15 protein-coding genes are annotated in these 19,127 nt (G+C 68.6%); 10 read left to right on the top strand and 5 right to left on the bottom strand.

The features are described from left to right. Positions 1-4: 4 nt before the first annotated feature. From B5X82_RS23655 to B5X82_RS23640, 4 genes are all read left to right on the top strand, one after another. The gene (locus B5X82_RS23655) at positions 5-808 is read left to right on the top strand and encodes an SDR family NAD(P)-dependent oxidoreductase (protein WP_079650804.1); all 804 of its coding nucleotides are present in this window, start codon (positions 5-7) and stop codon (positions 806-808) included. A gap of 139 nt (positions 809-947) precedes the next feature. Then, positions 948-1,934, top strand: coding sequence for an alpha/beta fold hydrolase (locus tag B5X82_RS23650; protein ID WP_079650802.1), 987 nt, complete (start codon positions 948-950; stop codon positions 1,932-1,934). Between the two features lie 30 nt (positions 1,935-1,964). Continuing rightward, entirely contained in the window at positions 1,965-3,134 is a 1,170-nt protein-coding gene (locus B5X82_RS23645) for an alpha-hydroxy acid oxidase (RefSeq protein WP_079650800.1), read from the top strand. Between the two features lie 73 nt (positions 3,135-3,207). After that, the gene (locus tag B5X82_RS23640; protein ID WP_079650798.1) at positions 3,208-5,538 is read left to right on the top strand and encodes a TonB-dependent receptor; all 2,331 of its coding nucleotides are present in this window, start codon (positions 3,208-3,210) and stop codon (positions 5,536-5,538) included. A 68-nt stretch (positions 5,539-5,606) separates the two neighbouring features. Here B5X82_RS23640 and B5X82_RS23635 read toward each other — a convergent pair whose 3' ends face one another. The 3 genes from B5X82_RS23635 to B5X82_RS23625 all read right to left on the bottom strand — a co-directional run bounded on the left by B5X82_RS23635 (position 5,607) and on the right by B5X82_RS23625 (position 9,503). Further along, positions 5,607-7,202, bottom strand: coding sequence for a M28 family metallopeptidase (locus B5X82_RS23635; RefSeq protein WP_079650796.1), 1,596 nt, complete (start codon positions 7,200-7,202; stop codon positions 5,607-5,609). Then, positions 7,190-8,269 carry a dipeptide epimerase gene (locus tag B5X82_RS23630; protein ID WP_079650794.1) on the bottom strand — a complete coding sequence of 360 codons (1,080 nt, stop codon included), beginning with the start codon at positions 8,267-8,269 and terminating at the stop codon, positions 7,190-7,192. The genes B5X82_RS23635 and B5X82_RS23630 overlap by 13 nt, the downstream gene beginning before the upstream one ends. Positions 8,270-8,573: 304 nt before the next feature. Further along, positions 8,574-9,503, bottom strand: coding sequence for a MurR/RpiR family transcriptional regulator (locus B5X82_RS23625; RefSeq protein WP_079650792.1), 930 nt, complete (start codon positions 9,501-9,503; stop codon positions 8,574-8,576). Positions 9,504-9,707: 204 nt separating this feature from the next. On the opposite strand from B5X82_RS23625, the gene B5X82_RS23620 reads away from it, so the two are divergent. The 6 genes from B5X82_RS23620 (at position 9,708) to B5X82_RS23595 (ending at position 18,102) form a co-directional block, all read left to right on the top strand. After that, on the top strand, positions 9,708-11,813 hold the full coding sequence (locus B5X82_RS23620) for a TonB-dependent siderophore receptor (RefSeq protein WP_235862783.1): 2,106 nt from the start codon (positions 9,708-9,710) through the stop codon (positions 11,811-11,813). Then, positions 11,810-13,303, top strand: a complete 1,494-nt coding sequence (locus B5X82_RS23615) for an amidohydrolase family protein (RefSeq protein WP_079650788.1) — start codon at positions 11,810-11,812, stop codon at positions 13,301-13,303. The genes B5X82_RS23620 and B5X82_RS23615 overlap by 4 nt, the downstream gene beginning before the upstream one ends. Further along, entirely contained in the window at positions 13,300-14,346 is a 1,047-nt protein-coding gene (locus tag B5X82_RS23610; protein WP_079650786.1) for a DUF1611 domain-containing protein, read from the top strand. The genes B5X82_RS23615 and B5X82_RS23610 overlap by 4 nt, the downstream gene beginning before the upstream one ends. Then, the gene (locus B5X82_RS23605) at positions 14,334-15,962 is read left to right on the top strand and encodes a serine hydrolase domain-containing protein (RefSeq protein ID WP_079650784.1); all 1,629 of its coding nucleotides are present in this window, start codon (positions 14,334-14,336) and stop codon (positions 15,960-15,962) included. Before B5X82_RS23610 ends, B5X82_RS23605 begins: the two co-directional genes overlap by 13 nt. Next, complete coding sequence (locus B5X82_RS23600; RefSeq protein ID WP_079650782.1) at positions 15,959-17,287, top strand: erythromycin esterase family protein; 1,329 nt, start codon at positions 15,959-15,961, stop codon at positions 17,285-17,287. The genes B5X82_RS23605 and B5X82_RS23600 overlap by 4 nt, the downstream gene beginning before the upstream one ends. Before the next feature lie 86 nt (positions 17,288-17,373). Further along, positions 17,374-18,102: an META and DUF4377 domain-containing protein gene (locus B5X82_RS23595; RefSeq protein ID WP_079650780.1), complete on the top strand. Its 729-nt coding sequence runs from the start codon at positions 17,374-17,376 to the stop codon at positions 18,100-18,102. Here B5X82_RS23595 and B5X82_RS23590 read toward each other — a convergent pair. Beyond that, a complete protein-coding gene (locus B5X82_RS23590) occupies positions 18,099-18,845 on the bottom strand; it encodes a 2OG-Fe(II) oxygenase (RefSeq protein WP_079650778.1) in 747 nt (248 codons plus the stop codon). The genes B5X82_RS23595 and B5X82_RS23590 overlap by 4 nt on opposite strands. Before the next feature lie 105 nt (positions 18,846-18,950). Next, the coding region (locus tag B5X82_RS23585; protein WP_235862790.1) for an enoyl-CoA hydratase-related protein at positions 18,951-19,127 on the bottom strand (177 nt) is incomplete at its 5' end.

Raw genomic sequence — 19,127 nt, 5'->3', positions numbered from 1 at the left:
GGGAATGTATTATCCGGGACTTGAGGGAAAGAATGTCCTGCTGATCGGCGGCCATTCGAACCTGGGCCAGCATGTCACCTGGCATTTCGCGGAATCCGGCGCGAACATCGTCATCGGCGCCCGCGACCTCGACCGTGCCGAGAAGGTCGCCGAGCGCGCCCGCCAACTGGGCCCGGGCAAGGTCTCGGTCGTGTCGGTCGACGCGACCGACTGGTCGTCGGTCGCGGAGGCGATCGAGGCCACGCGGGCGATGGGAAGCATCGACATCCTCTATCATGGCGTCGCCTGGGACATCCTCAGCCATTTCCTCGATCTCGACCCGCAGCTCTGGGACAAGATCTACGAGCAGAATTTCAAGAGCGTGCTGACCGCATACAAGATCGTGCTGCCGATCATGATCGAGCAGAAGGGCGGTTGCGTCATCACGATGAGCAGCGTGATGGGCCGCAAGCCGACCCCGATCGAGCCGGTCTACGGCGCGCTCAAGGCCGGGCTGATCCATCTCGCGCAGACGCTGGCGCTCGACGTCGGCAAGCATGGCGTTCGCATCAACGTGGTCGCCCCCGGCGGCACGCCGCCCGCCGATCTCAGCGAGGTCAGCGCCAATAGCTGCTTCCGCGGATTCATGGGCGACATGGAGCAGTTCAAGGCGGTCGAGCAGGAGCTGGCGGCGGAGGTTCCGCTGCGGCGGCTAGGCCGGCCGGAGGATGTTTCGCACGCCGTGCTCTACCTCGCCTCGCCGGTGACGGGCGGGATGCAGACCGGCCAGGTGATCGGAGTCGACGGCGGCGTTTGGATGCCGAAATAGATTTCGAACCAACATATTGAATATCAAAGATATTTCGTTGAAATGCTGCCGCGGAACGCTCTTGACAACCAGATTGTTCGGAATAAACTTACTAAACATTCAGTTAATAGATGCGGGTGAGGACGAAGGGAGGTCGGCTATGGCGGGCAAGGATGTTTCCCGGACGGGATGGATGGGCCGTTGTCTCGCCTATGCCGCCGTCCTGCTCGGCCTGGCCGGCGCGTCCCCGCCGGCGCGCGCGGCGGAGGCCGCGGCCCCACCGACCGTCGAGACGATCGCCGCCCGCGACATGCATTGGCGGGTGCTGCGCTGGGGGCCGCGTGACGGCGTCGGCGTACTGCTGCTGCACGGCTTCCCGCAGGATGCCGATAGCTGGCAGCCGGTGGCGTCGACCCTCGCCGCCGCCGGCTACAACGTCGTCGCCTTCGACCAGCGCGGCGCGTCCGCCGCGACGCTGTCGCGTCCCGGCGACTATGTCTTCGACAATTTCATGGCCGACGCGCTGGCGGTCGCCGACGCGACCGGGCTGCGCCGCTTCCACGTCGCCGGCTTCGGCTGGGGCGGGGCGATGGCGTGGATGCTGGCGGCCTATCATCCCGATCGGGTGCGCTCGATGACGACGCTGCGCTATCCGCATCCCGCCGCCTTCGTCGACGGGATCGAGCATGATCCCGAGCAGCGGGCGTCGTGGGAGGCGGTGCGCAAGGAGATCGGCCCCGACAATATCGACAAGCGCGCCGCCGCGCTGCTCGCCGACGATGCGACCGGGCTGCGCGCTTTCCTGCGCAAGAGCGGCCTGCCAGAGGACGCGAGCGACCGCTATGTCGCGCGCCTCTCGCAGCCGGGCGTGCTGGTCGGCGGGCTGTCCTGGGGGACCGCGCTGGTGCCGGCGCAGTTCGCCGCGGTGCCGCCGGTGCGGGTGCCCGCGCTGTTCGTATGGAGCAAGGGGCCGGCCGTCTCGGAAAGCACGGTCCAGGCGTCGGCGCGCTATGCGAAGGGACCCTATCGCGTCGTCGAGCTGAAGGACGTCGGTCATTTCATGATCGAGACCGCGCCGCAGATCGTCGCCGCGCCGATCCTCGACTTTCTCCGCGAGACCGACGCTCCGCCCGCCGCGCGGAAGTGACCGGCCCGGCCGATTTCAAGGAACACCGACATGGCCTTGCTTGATGCCCTGTGCCGCCGGCGCCTGCGCGCGGCCCATTCGATCGACGACCTGCGCGATGCCGCGCGCCGGACGCTGCCGCGGATGGTGTTCGACTATGTCGACGGCGGCGCGCAATCCGAAAGCACGATGCGCCAGAACCGCGCCGCGTTCGAGCGCCATCGCCTGCTATCGGCCGCGCCGGTCGACGTCAGCCGGCGGAGCACCGCGACCACCCTGTTCGGGCAGTCGCTGGCGATGCCGCTGATCATCGGCCCGACCGGCTATGCGTCGGCCTTCTGGCCGAAGGGCGATCTGGCGCTGGCGCGCGCGGCGGCCGCAGCGGGAGTTCCGTTCGTCGTCAGCAACGGCGCCAATTCGCGGCTGAAGGACATCGCCGAGGCCTCGGGCGGCCAGGCCTGGCTCCAGCTCTACATCGCTCATGACAAGCAGGCGACCCTCGGCCTGATCGGCGAAGCGCGGGCATTGGGCTTCGAGACGCTCGAGGTGACGGTCGACACCGCGCTGCCGGGCCGGCGTATCCGCGACATCCGCAACGGCTTCACCGTGCCCTATAGCTGGACGCCGGCGAAGGTCGCCGACGTGCTCCGTCATCCGGGATGGATGCTGCGGGCGCTGCCGCATGGCGCGCCCCGGCCGGGCCTGATGCCGATGGAGCAGGGGCGGAGCTGGGCGACGGTCTCCGAATTCGTCCGCTCGCAGATCAATCCCGCGATCGGGTGGGACGACCTCAAATGGCTGCGCGACCAGTGGCCGGGCACGCTGATCGTCAAGGGCCTGCTCGACCCGGGGCAGGTGGAGCCGGCGATCGGCGCCGGATATGACGGCATCGTCATCTCCAACCATGGCGGCCGGCAGCTCGACGGGGCGGTGTCGACGCTCGACGTCCTTCCCGATTTCGCTGCCGCCGCCAAGCGGCGGATCCCGCTGCTCATCGACAGCGGCGTCCGCACCGGCACCGACATATTGAAGGCGATCGCGCTGGGGGCGAACGCCGTCCAGGTCGGCCGCGCCACGCTCTACGGCTTGTCGACCGCCGGCGAGGCCGGGGTCGGCCATGCGCTCGGCATCTTCCGCACCGAACTCGACATGGCGATGGCGCTGGTCGGCCTCAACCGGGTCGCCGACGCGACCCCGGCGATCGTCCGCACGATCGCGTGATCCGCAGGCCTTTGGGCCGTCCACACAGCTATCACCCTATTTGTATAGACATTATAGAAGGGGAGTGTCCAAGATGAAGAAGAAGTCGATCCAGGGAGCGTCGTTGGCCGCCGTTCTGGCGGGCGTCCTGTTGCAGGCCCCGGCATGGGCGGCCGACCGCGAGGCCGATGCCGCCGCCGACAGCGGAGAGATCATCGTCACCGCGCAGAAGCGCGCCGAGCCGCTCCAGAAGGTCCCCGTCTCCGCCGCGGTCGTCTCGGGCATCACGCTGCAGAAGCAGGGCGTCGCCTCGATCCAGGACGCCGTGCAGCATGTGCCGGCAGTCTATGTGTCGCAGGCCGGCCCCGCCAACCTGTTGTTCATCCGCGGCGTCGGCTCGGGCGACAACAACCCGCTGTTCGAGCAGTCGGTCGCGACCTTCGTCGACGGCATCTATCGCGGCCGCTCGCGCTCGACCCAGTCGTCCTTCCTCGACATCGAGCGGGTCGAGGTGCTGAAGGGGCCGCAGAGCGTCTATTTCGGCAACAACTCGATCGCGGGCGTGTTCAACATCGCCACCAAGAATCCCGGCGACCATTGGGAGGGCTATGTCCGCGGCCTGTATAACTTCAACTTCGATAATGCGACGATCGAGGGCGCGGTCGGCGGGCCGGTCACCGACACGCTCGGCATCCGCGTCGCCGGCCTGGTCCAGCGCGGCGACGGCTGGCTGCTCGACAAGAGCAGCGGCATCCACATCCCGCGCGTCCGCAACTATGCGGGCCGGGTCACGCTGCTGTGGAAGCCGACCGACCGGCTGTCGGTGAACCTGAAGGCCCATGCCGAGCGCGGGCGCCAGAAGGGCGGCCTCGCCGCCAAGCTGACCAACTGCCCGCCGCTGCCGATCTTCACCAACGTCAACTTCGGCTGCACTGCGGCGATCGCCGCCGGCGACGACACCCGTCCCAACTATGTCCGCAGCCAGAATCCGGACCAGGGCATCGACTTCGACGCGCAGTCGGCGATCTCGACGATCAGCTATGAGGCCGATCCGTTCACGCTGACCTCGGTCACCGGCTATTATCACCACAAATATAATCTGAAGCTCGACGTCGACGCGGCGAGCCCCGACCTGGCGAACTTCACCGTTCCCGAGCGGTTCAGCCAGTTCAGCCAGGAATTCCGCGTGGCGTCGAACGGCACTGGCCCGTTCGACTATATGTTCGGCGCCTATTATGAGCACGACAAGCTGCGCGGTCAGATCTACGCCAATTACGGCCTGTTCACGCCGATCCTGCCCAACCTCGTGCCGCCGCTGGCGCCCTATCTGCCGTTTGGCCAGGCCGACGATTTCCGCCAGGTCTCCGACATTTACGGCCTGTTCGCGAGCGTCGTCGTCCGCCCGACCGACAAGCTCGACATCACGCTGGCCGCGCGCCAGTCGTGGGTCGACAAGCATTTCGGCATCAACCAGTATTTCGGCATGGCGACGCAGCCCTTCGGCCCGATCGTCCCGCTGCCGGCGGCGCTGGCGCCGGTTGCCGCCGCAGTCGGCAAGCAGCTCGGCCTCGGTGTCGCCGGCTATCGTGCCGAGAACCGCTCGGACGCGCATTTCAGCCCGTCGATCACGATCGGCTACGACTTCACGCCCGACATCCGCGGCTATGCCAAATATGTGAACGGCTTCAAGGCGGGCGGTTATAACGGCCTCGAACATACCGGCCTGCCCGGCACGCTGTCCTTCGGGCCCGAATATGTCGACTCCTACGAAGTCGGTCTGAAAACCCAATGGTTCAACCGCCGCCTGACCTTCAACATCGCGGCCTTCCGCAGCGATTTCGAAGGGCTCCAGCAGTCGGCGATCGGCACCAACGGCGTGCAGGGTGGCATCTTCCCGGTCGTCCGCAACGCCAAGGGCGCAAGGTCGCAGGGGATCGAGACCGACATGGCCTGGCGCGTGAACGAGCATTGGAACACCAGCCTCAGCCTCACCTGGCTGGACTCCAAGTTCACCGACTTCAAGAATGCCGGCGGCTCGCCGACCGACATCGCGCTCGGCCATCCGACGATCGACCTGTCGGGCAAGCGCGGGCGCTACGCTCCCGAGCTGAGCGGCAACTTCAACGTCGAATATATGTTCGACCTCGGGCAGTCGCTGCAGGTCAAGCTGCGGCCGGAGGCGATGTTCACCACCCGCTACAACATCTCGCCGAACAACGATCCGCTGCTGTGGCAGGAGGGCTTCGTGAAGCTCGGCGCGACCGTCTCGGTGGCCAACCCGTCGCAGGGCTGGGAGTTCTCCGTCATCGGCAAGAACCTGACCGATCGCCGGATCATGAACTTCGAAGCGGGGAGCAACGGCTCCTACATCATCGGCACCGAGGAGCCGTGGAGCATCTCCGCCCAGCTCCGCTACGACTTCTAGGCCGGACGGACAGTCTGACGCTGATCGGCGGAGTCGCAGGACGCGGCTCCGCCGATTGCGTCGGGCTATCAGTGCGCCGGAGCGAAATGTTTGAAGACGCTCCCGTCGAGCCAGCGCGGCCGCGACGGCGCATTGGCGACGGCGATCGCGACCTCGGCGGCATAATCGTCGAACCTGACCATCTCCTCCGGCAGGAGGCCTGGCTGGTCGATATCGTCGTTCGGAGCATGATAGCGGGTCGCGCGCCACTCGCCCTCCAGCCGGAAGGCTTCGGTGCCTGGCGTGAAGCCGAATTTGAACGCGAGCGCCGGGATGCCGACGCGCACGAAGCTGTACTGGTCGGTGCGGACGAAGCTGTTCCGGTTGGGTAGCGGATCGGGGACCAGCGTCAGGCTGTGCCGCGCCGCGACGTCGCGCGCCTGGTCGCCGAGGCTGCTTTCCCCGTCGCCTTGGGCGAGGATGGAGGTCAATGGCCAGAGCGGCAGCAGCACGTCGAAATTGAGGTCGGCGACCAGGCCCCTGGCGGGCACTGTCGGCTTCCTGGCGAAATAGGTCGAGCCGAGAAGGCCCGGCTCCTCCGCGGTCACGATCAGGAACAGCATCGACCGCTTCGGCCGCGTGCCGGCGGCGATGCGCCCGGCGATGTCGAGCACCGTCGCCACGCCCGAGCCGTCGTCGATCGCGCCGTTGTAGATGGCATCGCCGTCGATCGCGGGACCGATGCCGACATGGTCGAGATGTGCCGAGACGACGACATGTTCGTCCCTCAGCACCGGATCGGCGCCGTCAAGCCGCGCGACGAGATTGGGCGAGACCAGCTGGCGTCGCTCGGCGGCGATCGTCGCCTTGAACCGAACGGGCAGGGCGAAGGTCGGGACGGCCGCCGATGCGTCGGACGCGGCGGCGAGTTCGGCGAAGCTGTGGCCGCTGCCGGCGAACAGCATCTCGGCGGCGGCGGGGTCGACGCTCGCCAGGAAGAAATCATCGGGCACGGTCCGCAAGGCGGAGTCGGCGAGATACATGTCCCCTTGTCGCGCCAGCAGCTTCTGGCGCTCCCACGGTATCTCGATCTGCCGGGGCGGGGTGAGCGTGATGACGCCGACCGCGCCCGCCGCCGCGAGCAGCCTGCTGCGGTCCGACCGGTTGCTCGCCTTGATCGGGCCGGCGATGCGGGCGGGGCCGCCGCCGATGACGACCGCGATCTTGCCCTTCAGGTCGACACCGGCGAAATCGTCATGTCCCTGCTCGGGCAGGTGCAAGCCATAGCCGAGGAATATGAGCGGCGCGTCGACGCGGGCGGGGCGCGGCCCTGCCCAGGCCGCGATCAGCATGTCGCTGCCGAGCGCGATCGGAACGGTCTTGCCTCGGCCGTCCGCCAGTTCGGCGCGCGACCGGGCATAGTCGATGCGCTGCTCCTCCAGCGCGACCTGCTGGCGGAAGCCGCCATGCTCGCCGGCCGGCGCGAGGCCGATCTCGCGGAAGCGGCGCTCGACATGATCGGCGGCGCGCAGATGGCCCGGCGATCCGGTCGCGCGGCCCTCATTGGCATCGTCGGCGATCGCCCCGACGTCGGCCAGCCATTGGGCCGCGCGTGGGGACGGCGCCGCGCCGGCCGGCAGCGGCAGCAGGGCGAGCAGGGCCAGCGAGAACCTCAGATCGAGCATGACGATGGTCCCGAAGTCGGTTGCTCGATGGCGGCGCCCCCGCCCCAGACCGCTTCGGAACAGTCGACGAAGCCATCGCGGTAGCGGACGGAAGGGGACGGATCGGTCTGGAGGAAGATCGGGCCGTCGAGGTCGACGACGGCACAATATTGGCCGACCAGATAGGCGGGGCCCATCGCCAGCGAGCTGCCGATCATGTTGCCGACCATCACCGACAGGCCGAGGACACGGGCGCGTTCGGCCATCCGCAGCGCCTCGGTCAGGCCCCCGCACTTGTCGAGCTTGATGTTGACGACCTGGTAGAAGCGGGCGAGCCGGTCGAGGTCGGCGAGCGTCTGGATGCTCTCGTCGGCGGCAACGGGGCAGGGGAGGTCGAACCCCGCGAGCTGCGCGTCCTCCCCGACCGGGAAGGGCTGCTCGACGAGCTGGACCTCGGCGTCGGCCAGCGCGGGGAGCAGCCGCTCCAGCCGATCGGGCGTCAGGCCGCGATTGGCGTCGACGCCCAGCCAGACGTCGCGCCGGGCCGCGCGCACCGCCCGGATGCGATCTTCATCCTCGCCATCGCCACCCAGCTTGATCTTGATCGCGCGCGCGTCGGCATAGGCCAGTGCCCCGGCGGCCACCGCGGCGGGTGCGGCCTTGCCGACGGTGAAGGTCGTGAGCAGCGGGCGCGGCGGTTCCATGCCGAGGAGGCGCCAGACCGGGCGCCCGGCGCGCCGTGCCTGGAGGTCCCACAGCGCGCAGTCGAGCGCGTTGCGCGCGCCGCCCGGCGGCAGGCGATCCGTGATCGCGGCATGGTCGAGTCCCTGCTCGATCCAGCCGCGCGCCTCGGCGAGCGTGCGCAGCATCTCCGCCGGTTCGTCGCCCAGATAGAAGACACCCGCCGCCTCGCCCTGCCCGGCATGGCCGTCGGCTTCGAGCCGGACGACGACCGTCTCGACCTCGTGGAAGACATGGTCGCTGATCCGGAACGGCGCGCGCAGCGGCAGCTTCACGCACTGTGCGTCCAGGGTGGGGCGGCAGGGTTGGAGCGCGGCCAGCGCGGAATCGAGGTCGATTGGCATCATCGCCGGAAATTATCAAAGACGGGATTTCTGTCTATTGATAGATTATGACAAAAAACTAGCAAAGAGGACGTCGAGCCTTTTATCTGACCCGTTCGTCCTCAGAGTCTGACTCAAAGGTCCCCGCTCGCCCTGAGGAAGCCATTGAGCCTAGTCGAAATGCTGTCTCGAAGGGGCGTTCGAGGCTGGAAATATCCTTCGATATGGGCCTTCGCCAAAGCTCAGTCCCTCCTCAGGATGAGCGGTAAGGCACTTTCCGGTCAGCCTCTCAGGAGAGACTGAGCGGAGAGGGACCGACTTTGCCGCTTCAGGGCAGCTTCGGCCTCGGCGGCTGGTGGCCGACATAGCCGGTGAAGCTCTGGTGGAGACGGGTGAGCTGTTCCAGTCGCTGCTCGACCCCCGGGCCGATCAGCTTGATGACGTCGTTGACGAGCAGGTTGGCGGCGCAGACCAGCGCCACCGGCGAACTCCAGAACAGCCCCGTCTGGGTCGGCACCGCCAGCACATGCGGGGTGAAACGCTGCGCCCAGTCGCAGAACAGGTCGGTCAGCACGATCAGCGGAATGCCCTGCTGGCTGGCCTGCTCGGCGACCAGATAGGACTGACGCGAATAGCGGCGGATGTCGATCACCACCAGGCAGCTGTCGCTGGTGTCGGTCGCGAATATGTCGGCATAATTGCCCGCGCCGAGATCGACCAGCCGCACCCCGTCGCGCATGAACTGGAGGTGGTTCGCCAGCAGCATGGCGATCCCCCGTTCGGTCTGGAAGCCGGCGATCTGGACGGTCTGCGCCTGGGCGAGCAGCCTCGCCGCCGCCGCCCAGCCCGGCGTCTCGGCAAGGCGGTAGACCGCGAGCAGCGCGTTCATCTCGCGCTGGCGGTTGCCGTCGCGGTCGCTCGGCTCGCCCGGCGATTCGACGAACTCGACCAGTTCCTCGCCGATCAGCCAGGGCATCGCCTGGACGGTCGCGTCCTTGAGCTCGTTCTTGAGCGCCTTGAAATTGCGGAAGCCGAGCTTGCGGGCGAAGCGGCCGATGGTGATCTCGCTCACTCCCACCTTCTTCGCGAGCGACTCCGCCGTCTCGAAGGCGAGCGTCCCGTAATGGGCGACGATGTGCCCGGCCACCGCGCGCTCGGCCGCCGTATAGCCATCGAGCCCGGCTTGCAGCCGCCGCAGCAGCGGCACGTTCGGGATCGTCGGGGCCTGCTCGCCCGACTTCCTCGCATCGTCTGTCATGGCATCGCTCCTTCGGTCGAAGGATAGCCTGTGGTATGACAGTTTTCTAGTAAAAACTATCAATTGACAGAAATATGTCATAGCGACCTAATGAGCCGTTCGCGAGACGCCGGAAGGGTGCACGCGAAGGCCGGAAGGCTTCCGGATCGAATCCAACAATGGGGGTGTGCGATGAAGACGCTCAGGCGGTGTGGCGGCATAGGGATGGGGAAGCGGGCCGCGTGGTCGGCCTCGCTGCTGGCGATCGGCGGGATCGGCCTCTGGGCCGGCGCGGCGCAAGCGGAGACGGCGGCCGAGCCCGCCGATGCGGCGGACGGCGACATCGTCGTCACCGGCTATCGCTATCTCAGCGAGGACACCAGCGGCACCACCGGCTTGCCGCTGTCGATCGAGGCGGTGCCGCAGTCGATCAGCCTAGTGAATCAGGACTTCCTGAAGGCGACCGACATCAAGACGCTGGGCGAGGTCGCCCAATATACGCCGGGCGCGCTGTTCGACGGCAATCCCGGCGGCTTCGGATCGGTGGTCAAGCTGCGCGGCTTCACCTCGGGCAATGCGATCGACGGCCTGAACGTCGGCCTGCTCGACTTCGAGCCCGACTTCGCGACGCTCGAACGGCTGGAGATCGTCAAGGGCCCGACCTCGGTGGTCTATGGCGCCGCCAATCCGGGCGGCATCATCAACCAGGTGACCAAGAGCGCGCGGGCCGACACGCCGTCCTACGTCCAGGTGCTGGGCGGATCATGGGGCCGCTGGCGCGCCGAGGGGCAGGTCGCGGGCGCACTCGACGAGGCGGGGACGATCCGCGCGATCGGCGTCGCCGCGCATGAGGAAGCGGGCAGCTTCATGAAGCGCGTCGATTCGGCCAAGACGGTCGCCTATCTCGGGCTCGACGCCGACCTGACCGATACGCTGAGCGGCTATCTCCACGGCGGCTACGAACATTACCGGCGCACGCCGTTCGACGGCATCCCGACCCTGCCCGACGGATCGCCGGCGCCGGTCGGCCGCTCCTTCTTCATCGGATCGGGCGATTTCAACATCGTCACCCGCGTCAAGCGGATCAATGGGGGGCTGAACTGGGAGCCGTCATCGGCCTGGTCGGTCAGCCTCAAGCTCAACTATCTCTACTACAACACCACCGGCCAGTCGGGCTTCGGCTTCGACCTGCAACCGAATGGCGACTTCTTCCTCGCGGCGCAGCGCTACACGAAGAACGACCAGGAATCGTTCAGCGCCGGGCTGTCGAGCCTCTACAAGCTCGACGATCTCGGCCTCGCCGACAGCTTCGTCACCGTCGCCGCCAATTATCAGGACTATCGGACCCAGTCGAACGGGCTGGTGCCCGACCTGCCCAACGACATGGTCAACATCTTCGACGGCATCCCGGCGATCGAGGCGGCGCTCAACGCCGCGCAATATCCGGGCTTCGACTATGCGCTGGGGCGGCGGCTGCGTTACCTGACCCTCTCGGGCCAGGCCGACATCAAGGTGGCGGAGCCGCTCACCCTGCTCGGCGGTATCTCCTGGTCCAAGCCCGACGTCACCAAGCGATCGGGCACCGGCCCCCGCCAGGACTTCAGCGGCGACAGCCAGACCAGCCTGCGCCTCGCCGCGACGCTGGAGCCGGTCAAGGGGCTCAACATCTATGCCTCCTACAGCGAATCCTTCCAGCCGCAGCTGTTCATCGACACCGCCGGCAACGTGCTCGCGCCGTTGTCGGGCGAGCAATATGAGCTGGGCGTCAAATATGTCTCGTCCGACCGCCGCCTGTTGCTCAGTGGCGCGCTGTTCGACGTGCGCCAGGCGAACCAGGCGCGCTACGACCAGACCGTCAACCTGATCGATCGCTACAAGGCGATCGGCGAGGTGCGCCATCGCGGCCTCGAGTTGCAGGCGGTGGGCGAGATCGTCCGCGGCTGGCAGGTCAATGCCGGCCTCAGCATCCTCGATCCGAAGATTCGCAAGGACGACGATCCAACGCTGATCGGCACCACCGTCACCTTCCTGCCGAAGACGACGGCGAGCCTGTTCACCAGCTATATGTTCGACAACGGCCTGCTGCTCGGCGGCGGCGCCCGCTATGTCGGTTCGGTCAACACCGCCTATGACGGATCGACCCGCGACATCGGCTCCTACACGCTGGTCGACGCCTCGGCCGGCTACAGCTTCGACGGATGGAGGTTGCAGCTCAACCTCAAGAACCTGTTCGACAAGAAATATTACATCAACAACTATCAGACGCTGTTCTACGGCAATGTCGTCGGCGAGCCGCGCAGCTTCACCATCTCGGTGCGGAGGGATTTTTGAGGCTTATCCCTGGAAGGACGATCGCCCTGGCGGCCGTGGCGGCGCTGTCGCTTGCCGGCCGGCCGGCGGCGGCGGCCGTCTACGACGTCGTCTATATCGGCGCGCGGGCGATCGATCCCGAAAGCGGGCTCGACGCGGTGCGCAACATTGCGATCGACGGCGACCGGATCACCGCCGTCACCGCCGCGCCGATCGAGGGGCGGCGGACGATCGACGCGCGCGGGCTGATCGCGGCGCCGGGCTTCATCGACCTCCATTCGCACGCGACCAACCAGGAGACGGCGGGCTACCAGGCGCGGGACGGCGTCACCACACGGCTGGAGCTGGAGATCGGCGCCTATCCGGTCGACCGCTGGTATGCGAAGCGCCAGGGGCGCGAACTGCTCAACTACGGCACCAGCGTCGGCCATACCCCGATTCGCTATTTCCTGCAGAAGGGGGGCGGCGCCGAGGCGCTCGCCGCGCTCGACAAGCCCGAGGCCTTCTTCGCCGGGGAGGAGATCGACCTTCCGATCCCCGACGCCCAATATGACCGCCTCGCGCCCTTGCTGGAGGAAGGACTGCGCGCCGGGGCGATCGGCATCGGCAGCGGCACCCAATATGCGCCGGGCATCACCCATAAGGAGATGCTCGACGTCACCCGCGTCGCCGGGCGGATGCGGACATGCGTCTTCACCCATGTCCGCTACGGCAGCCTCATCGAGCCCGACAGCACGTTGGAGTCGGTGCAGGAAAGCATCGCCAACGCCGCGATCACCGGCGCCTGCGTCCATGTCGTCCACATCAACAGCATGGCGATGTCCGACGCGCCGCTGATGACGCGACTGATGCGCGAGGCGAAGGCCCATGGCGCCGACGTGTCGACCGAGGCCTATCCGTGGGACGGGTCGGTCGACTCGATCCGCAGCGTGATCTTCGATCCCGGCTGGGAAAAGCGTTGGGGCGTCGGGGTCGGCGACCTCCAGTCGCGCAGCACCGGCAAGCGGCTGACCCAGACCGAGTTCGACGCGCTCCGCACCGGCACCGGTGACGACGGCGTGATCATGCACATGAACAGCGAGGCCACCATCGCCACGCTGCTGCGCGACCCGCTGGTGCTCGTCGCCAGCGACGGCGGCAATATCGCGGGGCCCAACAGCCACCCCCGATCGGCCGGCACCTTCGCGCGGGTGCTGGGCCATTATGTCCGCGAAACAGGCGCGCTGGGCTGGAGCGAGGCGATCCGCAAGATGGCGCTGATGCCGGCGCAGCGGCTCGAGGCGTTCGTGCCGGCGATGCGCCGCAAGGGCCGGCTCCAGGCGGGGGCCGATGCCGACATCGTCCTTTTCGACCCGGCCACCGTCGGCGCCAGGGCCGCTTATGGCGACGCCGCCCGCCCGTCGGAGGGTTTCCGCTACGTGATGGTCAACGGCGTGCTCGTCGTCGACCGGGGCGCGCTCGTGCCCGACGTGCGGCCGGGCCGGCCGGTCCGTTCGGAGTTCCGCAAGTGAACGCCGCCGCGATCGCCCCGCGCCCGGCGCAGGGGCTCGACCTGCCGCGCCCCTATCTGCTGTTCCTCGGCGACGCCGACGACACCGGCTTCCTCAAGACCGGGCTCGGCCTGCGCGACTGGGCGCCCGACCTGTGCGTCGCCGAATATAAATGCGACGGCGCGCGGGCGTCGCTCGGCCTTCCCGTCCTGCGGCCGGCCGATGCCTATCGCGCCGGCGCCCGCGCGCTGGTGCTGTCGGTAGCGTCGATCGGCGGTGCGATCGCGCCGCCCTGGATCCCGTACATCGTCGAGGCGCTCGAAGCGGGGCTCGATATCATCAGCGGTGCGCACGACCGGCTCGCCGAGGAGCCGTGCCTGCGGGCGGCGGCGGAGCGGCTCGGCCGCCGTCTGATCGACGTGCGCGTTCCGCCCCCCGGCCTGCCGATCGCAAGTGGCAAGCCCCGGACGGGCAAGCGCCTGCTGACCGTCGGCACCGATTGCGCGCTGGGCAAGAAATATACCGCGCTCGCGCTCGCGGCGGCGTTCCGGGGGCGCGGGCTGGCGGCGGATTTCCGCGCGACCGGCCAAACCGGGATCATGATCGCGGGGTCGGGCATCCCGATCGATTCGGTGGTCAGCGATTTCGTGGCCGGCGCCGCCGAGAAGCTCAGCCCCGATGCCGATCCCGGCCATTGGGACGTGATCGAGGGTCAGGGGTCGATCTTCCACCCGTCTTATGCCGGCGTGTCGCTGGGGTTGCTGCACGGATCGCAGCCCGACATATTGGTGCTGTGCCACGCGCATGGCCGCGACCGGATCATGGGCCTGCCCGACTATCCGCTGCCGTCGATCGGCGAGGCGGTCGACCTGTCGCTGCAACTGGCGCGGCGGACCAATGCGGCGGTGCGCTGCGCCGGGGTATCGCTCAACACCGCCGGGCTGTCGGCTGACGAGGCGGAGGCGCTGATCGCCCGCCGCAGCCGCGAGTGGCAACTGCCGGTGGCCGATCCGATGCGCGGCGGCCCGAGCTTCGAACGGCTGGTGGACGCATGTCTCGGCTGAGCCGCCTCGGCCTCGCCCTCGCGCTGTCGCTGGGCCTGGCCGTCGCGGCACCGGTTTCGGCCGCGGGCCCGGTGTCCCAGGCGGCGATCGCCGAGGTCCGGGCGATGGTCGCCGCCGCGCCAGATCCCTGGGGGCTCGCCGTCGCGGTCACCGATCGCGACCGGACCTTGCTGGTCGCGATGCACGGCTATGCCGACATCGCCGCCCGGACGCCAGTGGCGGCCGACACCCGCTTCGCGATCGGTTCGATCTCCAAGTCGTTCACCGCGATCACGCTGATGCAGCTCGCCGACGAGGGACGCTTCGATCCCGATGCACCGATCGCGCGCTATCTTCCCGATTTCCATCCGCGCGGCGCCTTTCCCGCGATTACCGGCGACGCGCTGCTCACCCACACCGCCGGCCTGCCCAATTACCTGGCCGACGTCGCGTCGATGCGCTTTGCCATCGCCGCGACGAACGCGCTCGAGCCGCGTTATGCGCCGGGCGCGCATTTCTGGTATTCGAACCTGGGCTATCAACTGCTCGGCTATGCCGCCGAGCGGATCGAGGGGCAGCCCTTCGCGCTGGTGCTGAAGCGGCGGGTGCTCGACCGGCTCGGCATGGCCGCCACCGTGCCGCAGATCGACGACCGGCTGCGCGGGCGGATCGCGACCAGCTATGCGCGCTCGCCCGACGGCAGCTATCATGCGGCGCCCTGGTTTCCCTATCTGGCGGCGGACGGCGCGATCGTCTCGACCGCGGGTGACATGGCCGCCTATGCCCGCATGCTGCTCGCACGCGGCGACGCACCGGGCGGGCGACTGATCTCCGAACGGGCCTTCGCGCGCCTCGCGACCGCGCGGCTCGACGACTACGGCTATGGCTTCGACGTGCTCGATGGGGGCCGGGTGCTCGCGCACAGCGGATCGATCGCTGGCTTCCAGGCCTATCTTCACGCCGACCTGGGGCAGGGGGTGGCGGTGGTGCTGCTCGGCAACGGTCCGATCGACCCGGGCTTGCGCGGCCGCATCATCGCGCGCCTGTCGGGCAAGGCGCCGGACAAGGCGAGCGGCGCGCCGAAGCCCTTCGCCGAACCGTCGAGCTTCGCCGGCCATTTCATTGGCCCGCGCGGCGAGCGGCTGGACATTGTCGTCGATGCGTCGGGACAGCTCGCCGCCACCCGCGACGGCGCGACGGTGCCGCTGGTGCGGCTGACGCGCGACGGCTGGGGCGCCTATCTGACGCCGCAGGGGCCGCGCAGCTTGATCTTCTTCCGCGACGCGGCCGGTGCGGTGACCGATGTCTCCGACGGCGCGACCGGCTATGCCAAGGCGGGCAGCGGCCCGCCGCCCCCCGAGACGTCCGCCGCCTATCGCGCGCTTGTCGGCCGCTACATGGCGCATGGCGAGGAGGGGCCGGGTGTGCGCATCTTCGTCCGCAACGGGCGGCTGATGATGGCCTATGCCGATTCCAACGCGCCGCCCGATATGCTGGCCGAGGACGGCCCGGGCCGCTTCCGCCTCGCCGAGCCGGCCTATGCGCCCGAGGAGCTGGTGTTCGACACCTCGATCGACGGCCGCGCGCAGCGGTTGAGGCTGAGCGGGGTGCCGCTCTACCGGGTCGACCTGCCATGATCCGGTTCGGCGCGGTCATGGCCACGCTCGGCCTGCTCCTGTCCGCGTCGGCTGCCGCCGAGGCCGATCCTGCGGCGGCGTTCTTGGCGTGGGCGCGCGATCATGCCGTGCCGTTGCCGGCTTGCGACGATCCGTCGATGGCGGCGGTCGGCCGGGCGGCGGGCACGGCCCGGATGATCGCGCTGGGCGAACCGGCGCATGGCGCGCACGAGCCGCTGGCCTTTCGCAACTGCCTGTTCCGCCATCTCGTCGAGCAGCAGGGCTTCACCGCGATCGCGATCGAAAGCGGCACCAGCGAGGCGCGGCGGCTGCACGACTATGTCGCGGGTGGACCGGGCGATGTGCGCCAACTGGTCCGGGAGAGTCTGAGCTGGGGCTTCGGGCGGTTCGCCGAGAATGTCGCGCTGGTCGAGTGGATGCGCGCCTATAATGCCGATCCCGCGCATGCGCGGAAGATCGCCTTCTACGGCATCGACATGAGCGGCGGCGACAGCAGCGGCGCCTGGGCGAACGCGCGGATCACGCTCGACGCCGCGCTCGCCTATCTCGCGCGCTTCGATGCTACGGACTCGCGCGCCGTGCGGGGGGCGGTCGAGCCCTTCCTCGGGCGCTTCACCCATCCCGCTCATGCCGCGCTGAGCCGGGCCGAGCGCCGCCGCCTGCGCGCGGCGGTCGACGGGCTGGCCCGCTATCTCGATCGCCATGGCGATCGCCTCGCGGCGCGATCGGGGCGTGACGAGTTCGACTGGGCTCGCCGCAACGCGGCGCTCGCCCGCCAACTCGACCATATGTTCCGGACCTCCGCTCCCTCCGGTGAGGAGCTGTCGCCAGAGGATTACCGCGCCGACGCCGCCCGCGACGCGGCGATGGCCGACAATGCCCATTGGGTGCTCGATCGCGAGGGGCCGGACGGGCGCGTGCTGCTGTTCGCGCATGACGGGCATGTGATGAACGCGGCGACGCGCGGCGGCATATGGTCGGTCTACCGGCGTGCGCCGAAGGCGATGGGCCAGCATCTGCGCGCGGCACTCGGCGACCAGCTGTTCATCGTGCCGATCGCATCGGGATTGAACGGCGCCGGCCTGCCCCCGGTCGCGCCCGGCAGCGGCAGTCTCGACGTCGCCCTGGCACGGGTCGGGTATGAGCGCTTCCTGCTTGACCTGCGCCCCGCCCGCACGGCCGGTCCGGCGGCCGGCTGGCTGCGGCGGACCCAGTCGATCCGCGCCAACCATGTGACCCAGGCCGAGATATCCCCCGCGACCGCGATGGACGCGGTGGTCTTCATCGCCACGCTGACCGCCGCGCACGTTCCCGAGGCGCGGTGAATCCTTTCGCGATCACAACGGCGGCGTCACGACCGGTTCAGCCGCGATCGTCCAGAGGCGGCGCGACATCGAAAGGGAGTTTCCAGATGATTTCCGAACGCCGGCTCGGCCGGATGGCCATCGCCCTGGCCGTTGCGCTGACCGCGACCACCGCCGTCACCGCGGCAAAGCCCGTCGCGCAGCCGCAGGGCCCCGCGAGGCTCGCCGCGCAGCATTGGGACCTGGTCGACTGGACCGGACGGCAGGTGCCGCAGGGCAAGCGGCTGCGGCTCGACTTCGACGCCAGGCGGGGCAGCTTCTCCACCGACACGATGTGCAACCGCGCGGGCGGCTCCTATCGCGTCAAGGGCGCGTCGATCCGCCTCGGCGACGGCAAGGGACGGTTCGTGAGCACGCAGATGGCCTGTCCCGAACCGGCGATGACGTTCGAGCGCCGCTATGTCGCGAGCCTGGGCGCGGTGCGGAGCTGGCGGATCGACGGCGACCGGCTCGTCCTGCGCACGGCGAAGGGCGAGCGGCTGACCTACCAGGCGGCCCACAAGCCCGCCGCCGACGCGCCGCGCCGCTTCATCTACGTCTCGGCCGAGACCAGGCCCTGCCATGGCGTCGCGCCGATGACCTGCCTCCAGATCCGGGAGAAGCCGGGCGATCCCTGGCAGCTCCATTATGGCGGGATCGTCGACTTCGACCCGCAGCCCGGCATCGAATATCGGCTGCGCATCATCGAGGAGAAGGTCCCGAACCCGCCGGCGGACGCCTCCTCGCTGCGCTGGACCCTCGACCAGGTGATCGAGCAGCGGGTCGTCGATCGCTAGGGCGCGTCGTGGAAGATGATGCCGAGGGTGTGGCGCTCGCCCGAGCGCAGTCGGCTCACCCCGTGGCGCATCGTCACGCGATAGGTGCCGCGCGTTCCCTGGACGGGGCGATGATGGACCGCGAAGGCGACGGCGTCACCCCGTCGTAGCGGCACGACCTCGACCCGGCTCTGCATCCGCGGGCGCTGTTCGGTCAGGACGAACTCGCCGCCGGTGAAGTCCTCCCCTGGTTCCGACAGAAGGACCGCGATCTGGATCGGGAAGACGAGCTCGCCATAGATGTCCTGGTGCAGGCAATTATGGTCGCCCGACCCATAGCGGAGCAGCAGGGGCGTGGGCCGCACCTGTCCGGCTTCGCGACATCGCGCGAGATAGGCGGCATGATCAGCCGGATAGCGCTGGTCGATCCCCATCCGCGCGTTCCAGCGATCGGCGAGCCCGGCGAGATGCGGATAGATCGCCGTCCGCAACGCCTCGACCGGATCGGGGAGGGGGTAGCTGAAATAGCGATATTCGCCCCGGCCGAAGCCGTGACGAGCCATCACGACCCGGCTGCGGAAATGCCCCTCGTCCGGATAGAGTGCCGCGAGCGCACGGCACTGGTCGGCGGAGAGCAACGCCGGCAGGATCGTGCAGCCGAAGCCGTCCAGCTCGCCCGCGATCGCTTGCCAGTCATAGCCGGCGACCCGGGCCTCCGCCGATGTCCCCGCGGAAACCGGAAGCCGGAGGGCCGAACCGTTCATACCGGAAACTCCTCGCCATTTCGTCTTGCGGGGAGATAGCGCCGGAGCGAATGGCCCGAACCCCGATCCTTGCCGCGCAATTGCGAGGCCGGTCGGCTCCCGCCCTTATCGTCCTTTCCAGAGGCCGGGGCGTTTCTCGACGAAGGCGGTCATGCCCTCGGCCTTGTCGTCGGTGGCGCACAGGCCATTGAAGGTGCGGCGCTCGAACAGCAGGCCGTGGTGGAGGCCGGTCTCGAAGGCGGCGTTGACGGCCTCCTTGTTGGCGATGGCGGCGAGCGGCGG

The organism is Rhizorhabdus histidinilytica (assembly GCF_900167915.1).
Taxonomy (GTDB): Bacteria; Pseudomonadota; Alphaproteobacteria; order Sphingomonadales; family Sphingomonadaceae; genus Rhizorhabdus; species Rhizorhabdus histidinilytica.
This window is presented reverse-complemented; position numbering and strand designations above follow the sequence as displayed.

What these genes read in the sequence shown, in the direction of transcription:
- B5X82_RS23655 (WP_079650804.1), top strand. Translation starts at nt 5, where the DNA reads ATGTATTATCCGGGACTTGAGGGAAAGAATGTCCTGCTGATCGGCGGC.
- B5X82_RS23650 (WP_079650802.1), top strand. Translation starts at nt 948, where the DNA reads ATGGCGGGCAAGGATGTTTCCCGGACGGGATGGATGGGCCGTTGTCTC.
- B5X82_RS23645 (WP_079650800.1), top strand. Translation starts at nt 1,965, where the DNA reads ATGGCCTTGCTTGATGCCCTGTGCCGCCGGCGCCTGCGCGCGGCCCAT.
- B5X82_RS23640 (WP_079650798.1), top strand. Translation starts at nt 3,208, where the DNA reads ATGAAGAAGAAGTCGATCCAGGGAGCGTCGTTGGCCGCCGTTCTGGCG.
- B5X82_RS23635 (WP_079650796.1), bottom strand. Translation starts at nt 7,202, where the DNA reads ATGCTCGATCTGAGGTTCTCGCTGGCCCTGCTCGCCCTGCTGCCGCTG.
- B5X82_RS23630 (WP_079650794.1), bottom strand. Translation starts at nt 8,269, where the DNA reads ATGATGCCAATCGACCTCGATTCCGCGCTGGCCGCGCTCCAACCCTGC.
- B5X82_RS23625 (WP_079650792.1), bottom strand. Translation starts at nt 9,503, where the DNA reads ATGACAGACGATGCGAGGAAGTCGGGCGAGCAGGCCCCGACGATCCCG.
- B5X82_RS23620 (WP_235862783.1), top strand. Translation starts at nt 9,708, where the DNA reads ATGGGGAAGCGGGCCGCGTGGTCGGCCTCGCTGCTGGCGATCGGCGGG.
- B5X82_RS23605 (WP_079650784.1), top strand. Translation starts at nt 14,334, where the DNA reads ATGTCTCGGCTGAGCCGCCTCGGCCTCGCCCTCGCGCTGTCGCTGGGC.
- B5X82_RS23600 (WP_079650782.1), top strand. Translation starts at nt 15,959, where the DNA reads ATGATCCGGTTCGGCGCGGTCATGGCCACGCTCGGCCTGCTCCTGTCC.
- B5X82_RS23595 (WP_079650780.1), top strand. Translation starts at nt 17,374, where the DNA reads ATGATTTCCGAACGCCGGCTCGGCCGGATGGCCATCGCCCTGGCCGTT.
- B5X82_RS23590 (WP_079650778.1), bottom strand. Translation starts at nt 18,845, where the DNA reads ATGAACGGTTCGGCCCTCCGGCTTCCGGTTTCCGCGGGGACATCGGCG.